Below are 14,080 nucleotides of genomic sequence, written 5' to 3' on the forward strand. Positions count from 1 at the left end.
CTCCCGCGCCACAAATCGGTGAACTGACGGGATAGTAAAAGAGATGTCAGGCGGACTTCAGCCAGGGCGCGGTTAACTGGCCCCAGGCGGGATTGTTCAGAGTCATATCCATATCACGGGCGAAAATGGCGAAACCGTCATAGCCGTGGTAGGGGCCGGAGTAGTCCCAGGAGTGCATCTGGCGGAATGGCACGCCCATCTTCTGGAAAATGTACTTTTCTTTGATGCCGGAGCCGATCAGGTCCGGTTTCAGCGCTTTCACAAAGGCTTCCAGCTCGTAACTGCTGGCATCATCGAACAGCAGGGTGCCTTCTTTCAGGTCCGGCAGGGTACGATCGTAATCGTCGTTATGACCGAACTCGTAACCCGCGGCGATGATCTCCATACCGAGATCTTCATACGCCCCAATCAGATGACGTGGCCGCAGCCCGCCCATATACAGCAGCACTTTGCGGCCCTCCAGGCGTGGGCGATATTTTGCGATGATGGCATCGTTCTGCGCCTGATAGCGGGCGATCACCGCTTCGACATTGGCCCGGATGGTGTCGTCAAACTGGTCGGCAATTTTGCGCAGCGACTCCGCCACTTTGGTCGGTCCGAAGAAGTTGTATTCCATCCACGGGATACCGTGCTTCTCTTCCATATGGCGCGAGATGTAGTTCATCGAGCGATAGCAATGCACCAGGTTGAGTTTTACGAACGGGGTGTTTTCCATTTCAACCAGGGTGCCATCGCCTGACCACTGCGCCACCACCCGCAGCCCCATCTCTTCCAGCAGAATGCGTGAAGCCCAGGCATCGCCACCAATGTTGTAGTCACCGATAATCGCCACATCATAAGGGGTGGTGGCAAAGGGCTGGCCTTCGCGGTTATCGAGGATCCAGTCGCGGATCACGTCATTGGCGATATGATGACCGAGGGATTGCGACACGCCGCGAAAACCTTCACAGCGTACCGGGACCACCGGCTTGTTGATGACCTTTTCGCTGGCTTTGGCGACGGCAGAAATATCGTCACCAATCAACCCGACCGGGCATTCCGACTGAATGCTGATCCCTTTGGTGAGCGGGAACAGTTCCTCCATCTCTTCAATCAGTTTGGTGAGCTTTTTGTCACCGCCAAACACGATGTCACGCTCCTGAAAATCCGAGGTGAAGTTGAGGGTGACAAAGCTATCGACACCGCTGACCCCGGTGAAGTAGTTACGGCGTCCGGCACGCGAATACTGGCCGCAACCGACCGGGCCGTGTGAGATGTGGGCCATATCTTTGATCGGCCCAAATACCACCCCTTTCGATCCTGCATAGGCGCAACCGCGCACCGTCATCACACCTGGCTGCGATTTGCGGTTGGAGATGATGCATTTACCGACGCTCTCCATTTCCGGGTCGGTCACCATCATGTGTTTACGGCGTTCTTTGCGCGTTTTCTCCGGGTAGATCTCCAGCACTTCCTGGATGATCGCCAGATTACGCTCCGCTGTTTCGTTACTCATGGACGACTCCTGATCAGTTGGCGTTTTCTTCTGCGGCGGTTTTACCAATGATGCTGGTGTCTTCCGCATCCATAATGCCGAACTCCATCAGCAGTTCTTCCAGCTCATCCATGGTGCAGGGCGTCGGCACCACCATCATGGTGTTGTTGACGATTTTGCTTGCCAGGGTGCGGTATTCATTGGCCTGGTTGCAGCTGGGGTCGTACTCGATCACCGTCATACGGCGGATTTCAGCGCGCTGGACGATATTGTCGCGCGGGACGAAATGGATCATCTGGGTGCCGAGCTTTTCCGCCAGCGCGATGATCAGTTCATCTTCCCGGTCGGTCTGGCGTGAGTTACAAATCAGTCCGCCGAGGCGGACCTTGCCGGATTTGGCATATTTCACGATCCCTTTGGAGATGTTATTGGCGGCGTACATCGCCATCATTTCCCCGGAACAGACGATGTAGATCTCCTGAGCTTTGTTTTCACGGATGGGCATGGCAAAGCCACCGCAAACCACGTCACCCAACACGTCATAGAAGACAAAATCGAGATCGGGTACGTAGGCACCTTCTTCTTCGAGGAAGTTGATGGCGGTGATCACGCCGCGTCCTGCACAGCCAACGCCTGGCTCCGGGCCGCCGGACTCAGCACAGCGCACGTTGCCGTAACCGATTTGCAGCACATCTTCCAGCTCCAGGTCTTCCACGGAACCCACTTCCGCCGCCATCTCCATAATGGTGTTCTGCGCTTTGGCGTGCAGGATCAAACGGGTGGAGTCCGCTTTGGGATCGCAGCCAACAATCATTACTTTCTTACCCATCTCCGCCAGTGCGGCGACCAGGTTTTGTGTCGTGGTGGATTTGCCGATACCACCTTTGCCGTAGATGGCACATTGACGCATGGTCATTGTATGTCTCCTGTTGGTTTGGTGTGTTTGCTCAGGGAACAGTGCAGGGAACATACCAGCCATGCCACAACAGATAACTTTTTGATAAACATGTCTTTATGGTTTTTCGCCCGCCTCACGGCAAAACAAACAGGAAACAATCGCCAGACCAATTGTTGCAAACAGGACAATTCCGGCGTGCCGATCACTTTGTCAGCTGTTCAACAGGTTGTCGGGTTGGCTGTGCTGTTCCGCGCAATGCATCCGGCGCCATACGGCAGGCTGTTCTGCCATCTCATTGTTTTTATTCAGAACAGGCAAACTGGCACAGGCTGTGCTTCGGGCAAGGTCACGACGGTTTTTGAGGAAACAGACATGTCCGGAACAATGAGAACGATGGATGGCAACGCGGCGGCGGCCTGGATCTCCTATGCCTTTACCGATGTGGCGGCGATTTACCCCATCACCCCTTCCACGCCGATGGCAGAAAATGTTGATGAGTGGGCCGCTGCCGGGAAGAAGAACCTGTTTGGTCAACCGGTGCGGGTGATGGAGATGCAATCGGAAGCGGGTGCCGCCGGGGCGGTACACGGTGCGCTCCAGGCGGGGGCACTCACCACCACCTACACCGCCTCGCAGGGCCTGCTGCTGATGATCCCGAATCTCTACAAAATCGCCGGGGAGCTGTTGCCTGGGGTGTTTCATGTCAGCGCCAGGGCGCTGGCGACCAATTCGCTCAATATCTTTGGCGATCATCAGGACGTAATGGCGGTACGTCAGACCGGCTGTGCGATGCTGGCCGAAAGCAATGTGCAGCAGGTGATGGATTTGTCGGCGGTGGCGCATCTTGCCGCCATTAAAGGGCGGGTGCCGTTTATCAACTTTTTTGACGGTTTTCGTACCTCACATGAAATCCAGAAAATCGAAGTGCTGGATTACGATGAACTGGCTCCGCTGCTGGACAGGGACGCGCTGGACCGTTTCCGCCGTAATGCCCTCAACCCGGATCACCCGGTGATTCGCGGCACCGCGCAGAACCCGGATATTTATTTTCAGGAACGCGAAGCCGCCAACGGTTTCTATGCGGCGTTGCCGGACATCGTGGAAAACACCATGGCTGAGATCACCGCCATCACCGGTCGTGAATACCATCTGTTTGATTATTATGGTGCCGATGATGCCGAACAGATCATTATCGCCATGGGATCGGTATGCGACACCATCCAGGATGTGGTGGATGCGCTGCTCGACAGTGGCGAAAAGGTGGGGGTGCTGATGGTCCATTTGTTCCGCCCCTTTTCTTTAACGCACTTTTTTGCCCGCATTCCCGCCAGTGTAAAACGCATCGCCGTACTGGATCGCACCAAAGAACCCGGCGCGCAGGCCGAACCGTTGTGCCTGGATGTGAAAAACGCCTTTTATCAGCGCGACCATGCGCCATTGATTGTTGGCGGACGCTATGCCCTCGGCGGCAAGGACGTGCTGCCGGACCATATCCTTTCCGTATTTGAGAACCTGAAAAAACCGACGCCGCAGGATGGTTTTACCGTGGGGATTTTTGATGACGTCACCCATACTTCGCTGCCGTTGCCGGTCAATGAGGTACAGGTTTCCACCGAGGGGATCACCGCCTGTAAATTCTGGGGATTGGGTTCGGATGGCACGGTGGGTGCCAACAAAAGTGCGATCAAAATCATCGGTGATAAAACGCCGATGTATGCCCAGGCCTATTTCGCCTATGACTCGAAAAAATCCGGCGGGATTACCGTTTCTCACCTGCGTTTTGGTCAGCGTCCCATCAATGCCCCGTATTTGATCCACCGGGCCGATTTTATATCCTGCTCGCAGCAATCCTATGTCGATAAATACGACTTGCTGGAGGGGTTAAACCCGGGCGGAACCTTTCTGCTTAACTGCACCTGGTTTGGCGAGGAGCTGGAAGAGAAGTTGCCCGCAAATATCAAACGTTACATCGCCCGTAATAGCATTCGTTTTTACACCCTTAACGCGGTGGAGATTGCGCGTCGGCTGGGACTGGGCGGACGTTTCAATATGCTGATGCAGGCGGCTTTCTTTAAACTCACCGGCATTATTGCGCCCGCAACCGCAGCGGCCTATTTAAAGCAGGCGGTGGAAAAATCCTATGGCAGCAAAGGGCAAAACGTTATCGATATGAATAATGCCGCCATTGATTTGGGGATGGAGGCGATTCAGGAGGTGATGGTGCCGGAGCGCTGGGCCACACAGCTGGATGCGCCCGCCACGCCGATGATGATGCCCGATTTTATCAGTGACGTCCTTGCCCCGATGAATCGCCAGTGTGGCGACAAACTGCCGGTAAGCGCCTTCGCCGGGATGGAAGACGGTACGTTTCCCACCGGCACATCGGCCTGGGAAAAACGGGGGATCGCGCTGGAGGTGCCGGTGTGGAATCCTGAAGGCTGCACCCAATGTAATCAATGCGCGTTTATCTGCCCCCACGCGGCCGTTCGTCCGGCGCTGCTGACCCATGAAGAACGTTATTTTGCGGTGCCGGAGCTGTTAAGCAAGACAGCCCAGGGGGCGACGGATTATGAGTATCATCTGGCGATCTCCCCGCTGGATTGTTCCGGTTGTGGTAACTGCGTTGATATCTGCCCGGCCAAAGGCAAGGCGCTCAGCATGCAGCCGCTGGAAACGCAGCGTCATATGAGCACGGTCTGGGATTATGCGATGGGACTGTCGCCAAAAACCAATCCCTTCGGCAAAACCTCGGTGAAAGGCAGCCAGTTTGAAACCCCGCTGCTGGAGTTCTCGGGTGCCTGCGCCGGTTGCGGTGAAACGCCCTATGCCCGGCTGGTGACACAGCTGTTTGGTGACCGGATGATGATCGCCAATGCCACCGGCTGTTCCTCTATCTGGGGAGCCAGCGCGCCCTCCATCCCCTGGACCACCAACCATAAAGGGCAGGGTCCCGCCTGGGCAAATTCGCTGTTCGAGGATAACGCCGAGTTTGGTCTGGGTATGATGCTGGGAGGCCGGGCGATCCGTGAGCAACTGGCCCAGTGTGCCAGCGAGGCGCTGCATCTGCCATTGAGTGGCGAACTGCATCAGGCTCTGCATCAGTGGCTGGAACTGAAAGACCGGGGCGAGGGCACACGCGAACGGGGAGAGAAACTCAGTGGGCTGCTGGCAGCAGAAAAGGGTGATGATGCGCTGCTGAACCGCCTCTATCAAAATCAGGACTATTTCGCCAAACGATCTCAGTGGATTTTCGGCGGTGATGGCTGGGCTTACGATATTGGCTTTGGCGGCCTGGACCATGTGCTGGCATCGGGCGAGGACGTTAATGTGCTGGTCTACGATACCGAGGTGTATTCCAATACCGGTGGGCAGTCTTCGAAATCCACCCCTGCCGCGGCGATTGCAAAATTTGCCGCAGAAGGGAAACGCACCCGTAAAAAAGATCTCGGCATGATGGCGGTGAGTTACGGCAATGTTTATGTGGCTCAGATTGCGATGGGCGCGGATAAAGCGCAGACCTTGCGCGCAATCGCCGAGGCGGAGGCCTGGCCGGGTCCGTCGCTGGTGATTGCTTACGCCGCCTGCATCAATCACGGGTTAAAAGCCGGGATGGGGTGCAGCCAGCGAGAGGCGAAGCGCGCTGTCGAGGCGGGATACTGGCACTTGTGGCGCTACAATCCTCAGCTGGTCCAGCGTGGCAAAAATCCGTTTATCCTCGATTCGGAAGAACCCGAAGAAAGTTTCCGTGATTTTCTGATGGGCGAGGTACGTTATGCCTCGTTAGTCCGTACTGCCCCGGAAACCGCGGATCAGTTACTGCAGCAGACGGAACTGGATGCGAAGCAGCGTTTTGAACAGTATCGGCGCATGGCGGGTGAGCTGGATAGTTAAGTGCTGACAGCACCGTCCCCTTGAGGGTCAGGGGGACGAGTGACGGCGAATCCCCATAAACTCGCTGCGTAATTGTTTAATGTTCTGGCCGTAGTGCGCTTTGCGGTGATCATTTGGGCACAACACGATCAGGTTATACGCCTCATCTGCGCCGCCTTCACTCAGTGGGACGATGTGATGTACCTCGGCGAAAATCGCCCCCTGCTGGGTCCGAAAGCCGGGCTGACCGCAATACTCACATTTTCCGCCACTTCTTTTTAACGCGAGCAGCCGTAAGGTCCGGTTACGTTTCGCGGCACTGGATTCATGCGTGCCGGAAGGGAAGCTGACCTCGCCATGCTGGTCAGCAAATTGGTCATCACCACCCCGCACCAGGGAAAGCGTGCCGGTGTGCTCATCATAGGTGGCACTCCATACTTCCGTATCCAGTGCCCGTTTGTAGGTATTTTTAACTTTGAGAATCACACGCACCGGAAGATTGCGACCAATGATCTCCTGATAAATACCATCAACCTGCTCGCCTTTGGCCTGCTGCCCGCGTGCGGTGTATTGCGTGGTATAGGGTTCTCCTGGCACGGTGGGGGCGACAAGTTTGTGCACCCAGACATTCACCACCGCGATATCACCCTCCAGCCACGCCCAGCGCTGATTACGGCTCGGGTCATTCGCATGAGGCCAGTCATGCAGCTGCATACCTGCCTCTTTGAGCAGGTCATAGATGCGCTTGCCTTTTCTAATCGGTGGCAGGTCCATCAACATCTCCGATTGGGGTTTTTAGAGATATCGGCACGCGTGGGATGAGGTTGAGGGTTAAATGAGTACGGATTTTGCTATCGACGGCGCATTCTGTGTGTTGAGTGAGCGTTGATTTCCCCATCGCGAATGTATAAAATTTTATACGGATAATAACTGGAGACGGTATGGATACCAGGCAGGCAAAAAGAATTGAATGGCGGGTCGTTCTCGTGATGACTTGATTGATTTTCCTGAAGATGCGAGGAAGGAGGCTGGCAAAGCCTTACGCAAAATCCAGTTTAATGAAGAACCTTCAGACTGGAAACCCATCACTGATTGGGGGGCGGGTGTAGCTGAAATACGTATCAAAACGGAGGATGGAGCTTTCCGTGTTGTGTATGTTGCCTGTTTTGAGGAGGCTATTTATGTCCTTCATAGCTTCCAGAAAAAGTCACAAAAAACTGCACAAAAGGATGTGAACCTCATTAAGGATCGCTATAAAGCGTTAGTTGATGAACGGAGTAAAAAACCATGAAAGATACAGATAAAATCACTACATATATTACTCGTCCTGAAGACAATATCTTTGCTGATCTGGGATTTGAACCGGATGAAGCAGCCGCACTGCTGGCGGAAACTGATCGCGAGATTGCACAGGCAATTGAATTAAAAAAGCAACTCATGGTAGCCATTAAAAACTGGATGAAAGCCAGCGGACACAAACAAGTCGAAGCGGCTAAATTACTGCATGTTTCTCGCCCTCGACTTTCTGATGCTGTGAATCAAAAAACAGACAAATTTACGATTGATGCCTTGGTTGGCATGGTGCAACACACTGGTAAAACTGTTCGTATGATTGTTGAGTGAAGATTTGCATGTACTCACCCCCGCAGATGTGGGGGTTTTTGTTGGGCCAAAAGATTTCTCCGGCGAGGAACCTGGCACAGCTTCTCGCCAGGCTCTGCGAGGTTGTACTAACGCAGTTGTGCCAGCTTCGCTTCCTGGCGGGCGATAAGGTATTCAACCTCGTGAATCGCTGCACTGCTGAGCACACTACCGGGACGGCGCTGTGAGGCGTGGGCAATGGCACCACGGCGCGCCAGAATGTGTTTTCTGATCGCCAGCCCCAGACCAGGCTGTTGCTCATAGCGCATCAGCGGCAGATACACATCAAAAATATCCTGCGCTAAATTGCGCTGGCGGTTACTGACCAGCCGTGTCACCTCAACCATCATTTCCGGATAGCCGAAACCGGTCATGGCACCGTCGGCACCGCGCGCCATCTCTTCCGGTAAAAACATCCCTGCGTTGCCGCACAGGATAGAGACGCGACGGCTGCCGTCTGCTTCCGACTGACGAATATCGCTGATCTTTTGCAGGCCAGGCCAGTCCTCATGTTTCAGCATCACGATGCTCGGATGTGCAGCGAACAGCCTGATAAGCACCGCTGACGAGATCTGTACGCCGGTGGCAAGCGGGAAATCCTGTAGTACCACGGGCACGTCCGGCCCCAGCGTCTCGATGACGTTGCGGTAGTAGTTGATGATCTGTTCGTCGGTGCGCAACGCAGCAGGGGGCGCGACCATCACCCCGGCAGCTCCGGCCTCCATTACCCGGTTCGATAGCTCACCGATCGCCGCCAGACCCGGCGCGGACACGCCAACAATCACCGGTTTACCCGCTGCCCGTTTCAGCGTCTGGCGGGTAATTGCCACGGATTCTTCCAGCGTCAGCTTAGGTGCTTCACCCATCATGCCGAGGATCGTCAGGCCATCCGCACCCTGATCAAAGTAAAAGTCGGTGACGCTGTCGATGCTGCTGCGATCGATGGCGCCATCCGGTAAAAACGGCGTGACCGCAATAACATAAACGCCTTTCGTCTGGTTAGTAATCAGAGACATCATGGTTTCCTTGTTTCTCAGCGACAGGCAATCACTGCTGATCCAGCGCGGCCCGCGTTTCGTTTAAAATCGCCTGGCGACCCCGCCAGATCTCTTCCGCTTTCTCAACCGATACCGCTTCGAAGCGTACAGCATCGCCCGGCTTCAACTGGCCCAGGCGCGCCAGGTCGGCACGAATCACGGTAGCGATTTTCGGGTATCCGCCGGTGGTCTGCCGATCGTTCATTGCCACGATCGGCAAGCCGTCGCCAGGGATCTGAATGCTGCCATGAGCAATGGCATCGGAAATAATATTGAAACCCCGGGTGTGGCTGAGTGGCTCGCCATGCAGGCGATACCCCATACGGTCGCACTGGGGGGATAACGTATAGGTCTGGGACTGAAAACGGTCGCGCGCCGCATCATCAAAATAACTGTCCTGCGGTCCCCATATCACCCGCACCGGGCGTTTTTCCATCTGTGGAAAAATACGGTCGCTGCGGAGGCCAGGACGTAACTGCCGTATCGGTGAGGCCAGCGGTAACCGGTCATTTTTCTGTACCGGGCGTCCGTCAAAACCTCCCAGCCTGGCCCTGATCAGCGTTGAGACACTGCCCAATTGTGGCTGCACCGCAAAGCCACCGGCGACGGCAAGATAACCGCGCGCGCCGGAGCGCAGGCGCTGTATGGCAAGAACGTCTCCGGGCAGCATTTGCAGGGACTGATAAATCGTGCAGGGCATATCGTTCAACGTTGCCACCGCATCGCCGGTAATGGCGAAGAGGCAGGGTTCATCGCCGCACAGCTTCAGCCTCGGCCCGGTCAGGGTGAATTCGATGGCGCCGGTGTTGGCGGGGTTGCCCACCAGCGCATTGGCGAGGGCAAAGCTTAGTTCATCCATGACCCCCGAAGGCGGCACGCCACGATCCTCGTAACCGATGCGCCCCATATCCTGCAAGGTTGACATGACGCCTGGCGACAGCACCTCGAAATATTTCATGGCAGCAGACTCCATTCAGGCTGGTAATGCCGATCGGCGAGTAGCGTCTGGTAATCATGTTCGCTGACGGGAACAAAACGCACTTCCTCGCCCGCGTTAAATAAAAAAGGCTGTTCGCGCTGCGGATCGAAACTTTTCACCGGCGTGCGTGCCAGCAAATGCCAGCCGCTGGGCGCGGCGACGGAACCGATAGCCGACTGAACCCCACCGATACTGATGCTGCCGCCGGGCACTTCCTGGCGCGGTGATGTGCGTCGCGCGAGATGTAAACGCGGATCGAGTCCACCCAGATAAGCGAAACCCGGCATAAAACCAATCATATAGATGCGATAGGGCTGAGCGCTGTGAATCTCAATCAGTTCGGCGGGTGTCAGGCCCAGGCAAGTTGCCGAGCTGGCCAGATCGATGCCGTAGTCACCGCCGTAACAAGCGGGTATCAGCCAGCACTTGCGAGGTGGCGTGTGCAGCATGTCGGTGTTGAGCAGCAACTCTAACGCCTGGATCAGTTCCCTCTGCCGGATAACGACCGAGTCATAAGTCACCGTCAGTGAGCGGTAGGTCGGAATACAACCCGTGACGCCCGCTATGTTTTGTTGCCTGATGGCTGCCGCTAACGACGTCACGCGCTGATTCACCTGCGCGTCAATAACTTCACCAAAATCGATATTCACCGCCTGATCGGCGATGGTCTGAATCGCCCAGCTCAGCGGCATGCCGGCATCATTCACGTTCGCTTCCTGACATACATTTTCGTTATTTGCATCATGGAATACTTTTGGCATACCATAAAAATGTTGTCAATAAACGCTGTCAGATTAAATACTTATTGCCTGAATAAACAGACGAATAATCAGTAGCCTGGAGTGAAGTTTGAATGTTGATTGACCTGAACTGTGACATGGGAGAGAGCTTCGGCGTCTGGAAGATGGGAGCCGATGAAGAGATGCTGTCGATCGTGACCTCCGCCAATATCGCCTGCGGATTTCACGCCGGTGACCCGGATGTGATGTTCTCAACGTTACAAAATGCCCGACAGCAAAACGTCGCAGTGGGTGCCCATCCCGGCTTCCTCGATCTGGCCGGTTTTGGCCGCAGACCGATCTACGGCTACACGCCACAGCAGATCCGCAACATGGTTACTTACCAGATCGGTGCGCTGAAGGCGCTGGCGGAAAGTCAGGGCTTTTCCCTGCAACATGTCAAAACCCATGGGGCATTTGGCAACATGGCGGCGGAGAACAGTGAATGGGCGATGGCGGTGGCAGAAGCCATTTATCAGGTGGATAAGGATCTGATTATGGTGGTGATGCCGGGGATGTGCACCGAGGCGGCCGCCGTGCAGCAGGGGCTCAGGGTCATAAGAGAAATTTATGTCGATCGTGCTTACGCTGAAAACGGCAATCTGCTTTCCCGCCAGCTGCCCGGCGCGGTGCTGCACGATCCACAGCTCGCCAGCGAGCGCATCCTGCGCATGATTGATCAATCCGCCATCACCACGATAAACGGCAGCAACATTCCGGTTGAGATCGACTCGCTCTGCGTACACGGCGACTCACCCGGCGCGGTAGAGATGGCCCGCGCCGTTCGCAGCCTGCTGGAAGGACGGGGCATCCAGTTTGCCCCGATGGCGCAGGTGCTGGCGGCTAAAGGCTGAAGCACCGCTGATTACTGACGCCGCGTCGGCCAGACTGCCGGGTTGATCAGCGAGAGTGGCAGCTGATGATTCAGCACCGTAACCACCCCCTGTGCTGCCGCCAGAGCTATATTGCGCATCGCGCTATCCGAAGAAGCGGCGGTGTGCGGGGTGAGTATCAGGTTCGGGGCGGTCATCAGCGGAGAATCAGACGCCAGTGGCTCCTGTTCGAATACATCCAGCCCCGCGCCCGCGAGCTCGCCTTGCGTTAAGGCGTCAGCCAGAGCATTTTCGTCGATCAGTGAACCCCGGCTGGTATTGATCAGGCAGGCACTGCGCTTCATCAGTGCCAGACGCTGGCGATCCATCAGGTGATAAGTGTCTGCGGTGGCAGGTGCATGCAGGGAGACAAAATCACTCTCTCGCAGCAGGCTAGCTAAATCAGCGGCTTTACTGCACCCCGCCTGGGCAATGACTTCCGCGGGCTGGCTGGTGTGAACCACTACCTTCATGCCCAGCGCCACGGCCATCCGGGCCAGAATCTGTCCGATTGCGCCATAACCGACAATGCCCAGCGTCAGGCCATAAATCTCCTGAAAACCGCTGGTGTATTTAATCGCCATGTACTGCTGCTGGTGGACGGCACGGTCACAAATCGTCAGACGTTTCGCCAGATCGAACAGCAGGGCGAGGGCGTGTTCCGCCACCGAGCGGCTATTCATGCCTGGCGTATTGAGTACCACGATGCCGTTTTCAGTGGCGGCAGCGAGATCAATGCCGTCCGTTCCAACACCGTGCACCGCAATGACTCTCAGGTGCGGAAATTGCTCCATCATCGTGCGCGTGAATTTTCCGCTACGAAAAATGGCCGCCACGATCTGCTGACGCTGCAGCGGATCCTCGGGTGAATTTTCGGTGGAAACAGCCAGTCCATTTTCTTCCAGGTAATTGATTCCTGATGAGTTTATCGGGTGCGGTGCCCAACATATCTGTTTCATTAAGTTTCCCTGATGGTGTTTAAGATTATTGGCATTCTCTTTGCATTTCTTTGGAATGCCAAGAAAAAACATTATGGCTAAGTATCGAATAACGCACAGGAGTCCCCGTATGAGCGAGGCCAATACACCTTTACTGAAAATCCGCGAGCTAAACAAAAGTTTTGGCGATCTTCACGTGCTGAAGAACGTGGCGCTTGAGGTCCAGCAGGGCGAGGTCGTTTCGATCATCGGCGCCAGTGGCTCAGGCAAAAGCACCTTTTTGCGCTGCCTGAACGTGATGGAAATGCCGCAGAGCGGCTTTATGGATTTCGGCGAGTTTTCGTTTGATTTTCGCGATGGCGCACGCGCTCAGCCGGACCAGCAACAACTGCAACTGCTGCGCCAGCAGATCGGCATGGTGTTTCAGAACTATCACCTGTGGCCACACATGACCGTGCTGGAAAACGTCATTGAAGCGCCGATGCGGGTGAAAAAAATGACGCGCAGCGCAGCGGTAAAAATTGCAGAAGAACTGCTGAACCGGGTGGGCATGTTTGAAAAAAGATTTCAGTACCCGGCACGGCTGTCCGGCGGACAGCAGCAGCGCGTGGCCATTGCGCGTGCGCTGGCGATGAAACCCAAAATGATGTTGTTTGATGAGGCAACCTCCGCGCTCGACCCTGAGCTGGTGGGCGAGGTGCTGGCGCTGATTGCCATGCTGGCAGAAGAAGGCATGACGATGTTGCTGGTCACCCATGAAATCGCCTTTGCGCGGGAAGTCTCGTCGCGCGTGTTGTTTTTTGATCAGGGCGTGATGGCGGTTGACGGTCCCCCGGAAAAAGTCCTGGCCGAGCCGGAAAGTCCACGCCTGCGCCAGTTCCTCAGCCGCATTTTACACGACGATATTAAAGCCATTAAAGGAAACGCCGCATGATGCAGCTTTATCAGGATCTTCAGGATTATGGCAGCGGCTTTCTGACTGCCGCGATTATCGTGCTGGGTATCACCCTGCTGACCATTGTCCTGAGCTGGATATTTGGCTTGCTGGCCGCGCTGGCAAAGCGATCACACATCGTCGCATTGAGAAAAATTGCTGAATTTTATATCTGGTTTATTCGCGGCACGCCGGCACTGATTCAGGTATTTATCATCTATTTTGGTCTGCCGCAGTTTGGCCTTAGCTTCTCGCCTTTTTTTGCTGGCGTGATTGCGCTGGCGCTCAACGGTGGCGCGTATGTCGCTGAAATCATCCGCACCGGCCTGAACGCGATCCCGAAAAGCCAGATCGAGACCTCTTACGCATTGGGTATGTCCAAAAGCGACGTGATGCGTCGCATTATCCTGCCCCAGGTGTTCCGCATCATTCTGCCATCGCTGACCAATGAGGCGATCTCGGCGCTGAAAAACACCTCGCTGCTCTCCACGATTACCGTGATGGACGTGACCTTATATGCACAGACCATTATCTCCAGCACCTTCCGTCCTTTTGAGTTTTACATCGCGGCATCAGTGATTTACCTGGTGATGACCACGCTGCTGACGCGACTGACTGGCTGGCTGGAACGTCGCCAGGAGAGATACGTTTAATCCGC

At 55.4% G+C, this 14,080-nt stretch carries 13 protein-coding genes; 6 read left to right on the forward strand and 7 right to left on the reverse strand.

Annotated features, from left to right (window positions below):
• Nucleotides 1–46: 46 nt before the first annotated feature.
• Nucleotides 47–1,495: a nitrogenase molybdenum-iron protein alpha chain gene (gene nifD, locus CUN67_RS25535; RefSeq protein ID WP_208718273.1), complete on the reverse strand. Its 1,449-nt coding sequence runs from the start codon at nt 1,493–1,495 to the stop codon at nt 47–49.
• A 13-nt stretch (nt 1,496–1,508) separates the two neighbouring features.
• Nucleotides 1,509–2,390, reverse strand: a complete 882-nt coding sequence (gene nifH, locus CUN67_RS25540; protein WP_208718274.1) for a nitrogenase iron protein — start codon at nt 2,388–2,390, stop codon at nt 1,509–1,511.
• 354 nt (nt 2,391–2,744) lie between these two features.
• On the opposite strand from nifH, the gene nifJ reads away from it, so the two are divergent.
• The gene (gene nifJ, locus CUN67_RS25545; RefSeq protein ID WP_208718275.1) at nt 2,745–6,263 is read left to right on the forward strand and encodes a pyruvate:ferredoxin (flavodoxin) oxidoreductase; all 3,519 of its coding nucleotides are present in this window, start codon (nt 2,745–2,747) and stop codon (nt 6,261–6,263) included.
• A 27-nt stretch (nt 6,264–6,290) separates the two neighbouring features.
• On the opposite strand, the gene CUN67_RS25550 is transcribed toward nifJ, so the two are convergent.
• The gene (locus CUN67_RS25550; protein WP_254711482.1) at nt 6,291–7,016 is read right to left on the reverse strand and encodes an HNH endonuclease; all 726 of its coding nucleotides are present in this window, start codon (nt 7,014–7,016) and stop codon (nt 6,291–6,293) included.
• Between the two features lie 196 nt (nt 7,017–7,212).
• On the opposite strand from CUN67_RS25550, the gene CUN67_RS25555 reads away from it, so the two are divergent.
• A complete protein-coding gene (locus CUN67_RS25555; protein WP_208718277.1) occupies nt 7,213–7,533 on the forward strand; it encodes a type II toxin-antitoxin system RelE/ParE family toxin in 321 nt (106 codons plus the stop codon).
• Nucleotides 7,530–7,865 carry a helix-turn-helix domain-containing protein gene (locus tag CUN67_RS25560; protein WP_208718278.1) on the forward strand — a complete coding sequence of 112 codons (336 nt, stop codon included), beginning with the start codon at nt 7,530–7,532 and terminating at the stop codon, nt 7,863–7,865. The genes CUN67_RS25555 and CUN67_RS25560 overlap by 4 nt, the downstream gene beginning before the upstream one ends.
• Nucleotides 7,866–7,972: 107 nt before the next feature.
• On the opposite strand, the gene CUN67_RS25565 is transcribed toward CUN67_RS25560, so the two are convergent.
• The 3 genes from CUN67_RS25565 to pxpB are packed head-to-tail and all read right to left on the reverse strand — an operon-like array spanning nt 7,973 to nt 10,606.
• Nucleotides 7,973–8,899, reverse strand: coding sequence for a dihydrodipicolinate synthase family protein (locus CUN67_RS25565; protein ID WP_208719485.1), 927 nt, complete (start codon nt 8,897–8,899; stop codon nt 7,973–7,975).
• A 31-nt stretch (nt 8,900–8,930) separates the two neighbouring features.
• Nucleotides 8,931–9,878, reverse strand: coding sequence for a biotin-dependent carboxyltransferase family protein (locus CUN67_RS25570; protein ID WP_208718279.1), 948 nt, complete (start codon nt 9,876–9,878; stop codon nt 8,931–8,933).
• Nucleotides 9,875–10,606 carry a 5-oxoprolinase subunit PxpB gene (pxpB, locus tag CUN67_RS25575; protein WP_254711483.1) on the reverse strand — a complete coding sequence of 244 codons (732 nt, stop codon included), beginning with the start codon at nt 10,604–10,606 and terminating at the stop codon, nt 9,875–9,877. Before pxpB ends, CUN67_RS25570 begins: the two co-directional genes overlap by 4 nt.
• 146 nt (nt 10,607–10,752) lie before the next feature.
• Here pxpB and CUN67_RS25580 point away from each other — a divergent pair, with 146 nt between their 5' ends.
• Nucleotides 10,753–11,532, forward strand: a complete 780-nt coding sequence (locus tag CUN67_RS25580) for a LamB/YcsF family protein (protein WP_208718280.1) — start codon at nt 10,753–10,755, stop codon at nt 11,530–11,532.
• An 11-nt stretch (nt 11,533–11,543) separates the two neighbouring features.
• Here CUN67_RS25580 and CUN67_RS25585 read toward each other — a convergent pair whose 3' ends face one another.
• Nucleotides 11,544–12,509, reverse strand: coding sequence for a hydroxyacid dehydrogenase (locus CUN67_RS25585; RefSeq protein ID WP_208718281.1), 966 nt, complete (start codon nt 12,507–12,509; stop codon nt 11,544–11,546).
• Between the two features lie 109 nt (nt 12,510–12,618).
• Here CUN67_RS25585 and CUN67_RS25590 point away from each other — a divergent pair, with 109 nt between their 5' ends.
• A complete protein-coding gene (locus CUN67_RS25590; RefSeq protein WP_208718282.1) occupies nt 12,619–13,422 on the forward strand; it encodes an amino acid ABC transporter ATP-binding protein in 804 nt (267 codons plus the stop codon).
• Complete coding sequence (locus CUN67_RS25595; RefSeq protein WP_208718283.1) at nt 13,419–14,075, forward strand: amino acid ABC transporter permease; 657 nt, start codon at nt 13,419–13,421, stop codon at nt 14,073–14,075. Before CUN67_RS25590 ends, CUN67_RS25595 begins: the two co-directional genes overlap by 4 nt.
• Nucleotides 14,076–14,080 lie beyond the last annotated feature (5 nt).

Origin of the sequence: Pantoea cypripedii, assembly GCF_011395035.1 — a bacterium.
Lineage (GTDB): Bacteria > Pseudomonadota > Gammaproteobacteria > Enterobacterales > Enterobacteriaceae > Pantoea > Pantoea cypripedii_A.

Bases quoted from the DNA above. Each gene is read 5' to 3' on its own strand.
- nifD (WP_208718273.1), bottom strand. From the start codon at position 1,495: ATGAGTAACGAAACAGCGGAGCGTAATCTGGCGATCATCCAGGAAGTG.
- nifH (WP_208718274.1), bottom strand. From the start codon at position 2,390: ATGACCATGCGTCAATGTGCCATCTACGGCAAAGGTGGTATCGGCAAA.
- nifJ (WP_208718275.1), top strand. From the start codon at position 2,745: ATGTCCGGAACAATGAGAACGATGGATGGCAACGCGGCGGCGGCCTGG.
- CUN67_RS25550 (WP_254711482.1), bottom strand. From the start codon at position 7,016: ATGGACCTGCCACCGATTAGAAAAGGCAAGCGCATCTATGACCTGCTC.
- CUN67_RS25555 (WP_208718277.1), top strand. From the start codon at position 7,213: ATGGCGGGTCGTTCTCGTGATGACTTGATTGATTTTCCTGAAGATGCG.
- CUN67_RS25560 (WP_208718278.1), top strand. From the start codon at position 7,530: ATGAAAGATACAGATAAAATCACTACATATATTACTCGTCCTGAAGAC.
- CUN67_RS25565 (WP_208719485.1), bottom strand. From the start codon at position 8,899: ATGTCTCTGATTACTAACCAGACGAAAGGCGTTTATGTTATTGCGGTC.
- CUN67_RS25570 (WP_208718279.1), bottom strand. From the start codon at position 9,878: ATGAAATATTTCGAGGTGCTGTCGCCAGGCGTCATGTCAACCTTGCAG.
- CUN67_RS25580 (WP_208718280.1), top strand. From the start codon at position 10,753: ATGTTGATTGACCTGAACTGTGACATGGGAGAGAGCTTCGGCGTCTGG.
- CUN67_RS25585 (WP_208718281.1), bottom strand. From the start codon at position 12,509: ATGAAACAGATATGTTGGGCACCGCACCCGATAAACTCATCAGGAATC.
- CUN67_RS25590 (WP_208718282.1), top strand. From the start codon at position 12,619: ATGAGCGAGGCCAATACACCTTTACTGAAAATCCGCGAGCTAAACAAA.
- CUN67_RS25595 (WP_208718283.1), top strand. From the start codon at position 13,419: ATGATGCAGCTTTATCAGGATCTTCAGGATTATGGCAGCGGCTTTCTG.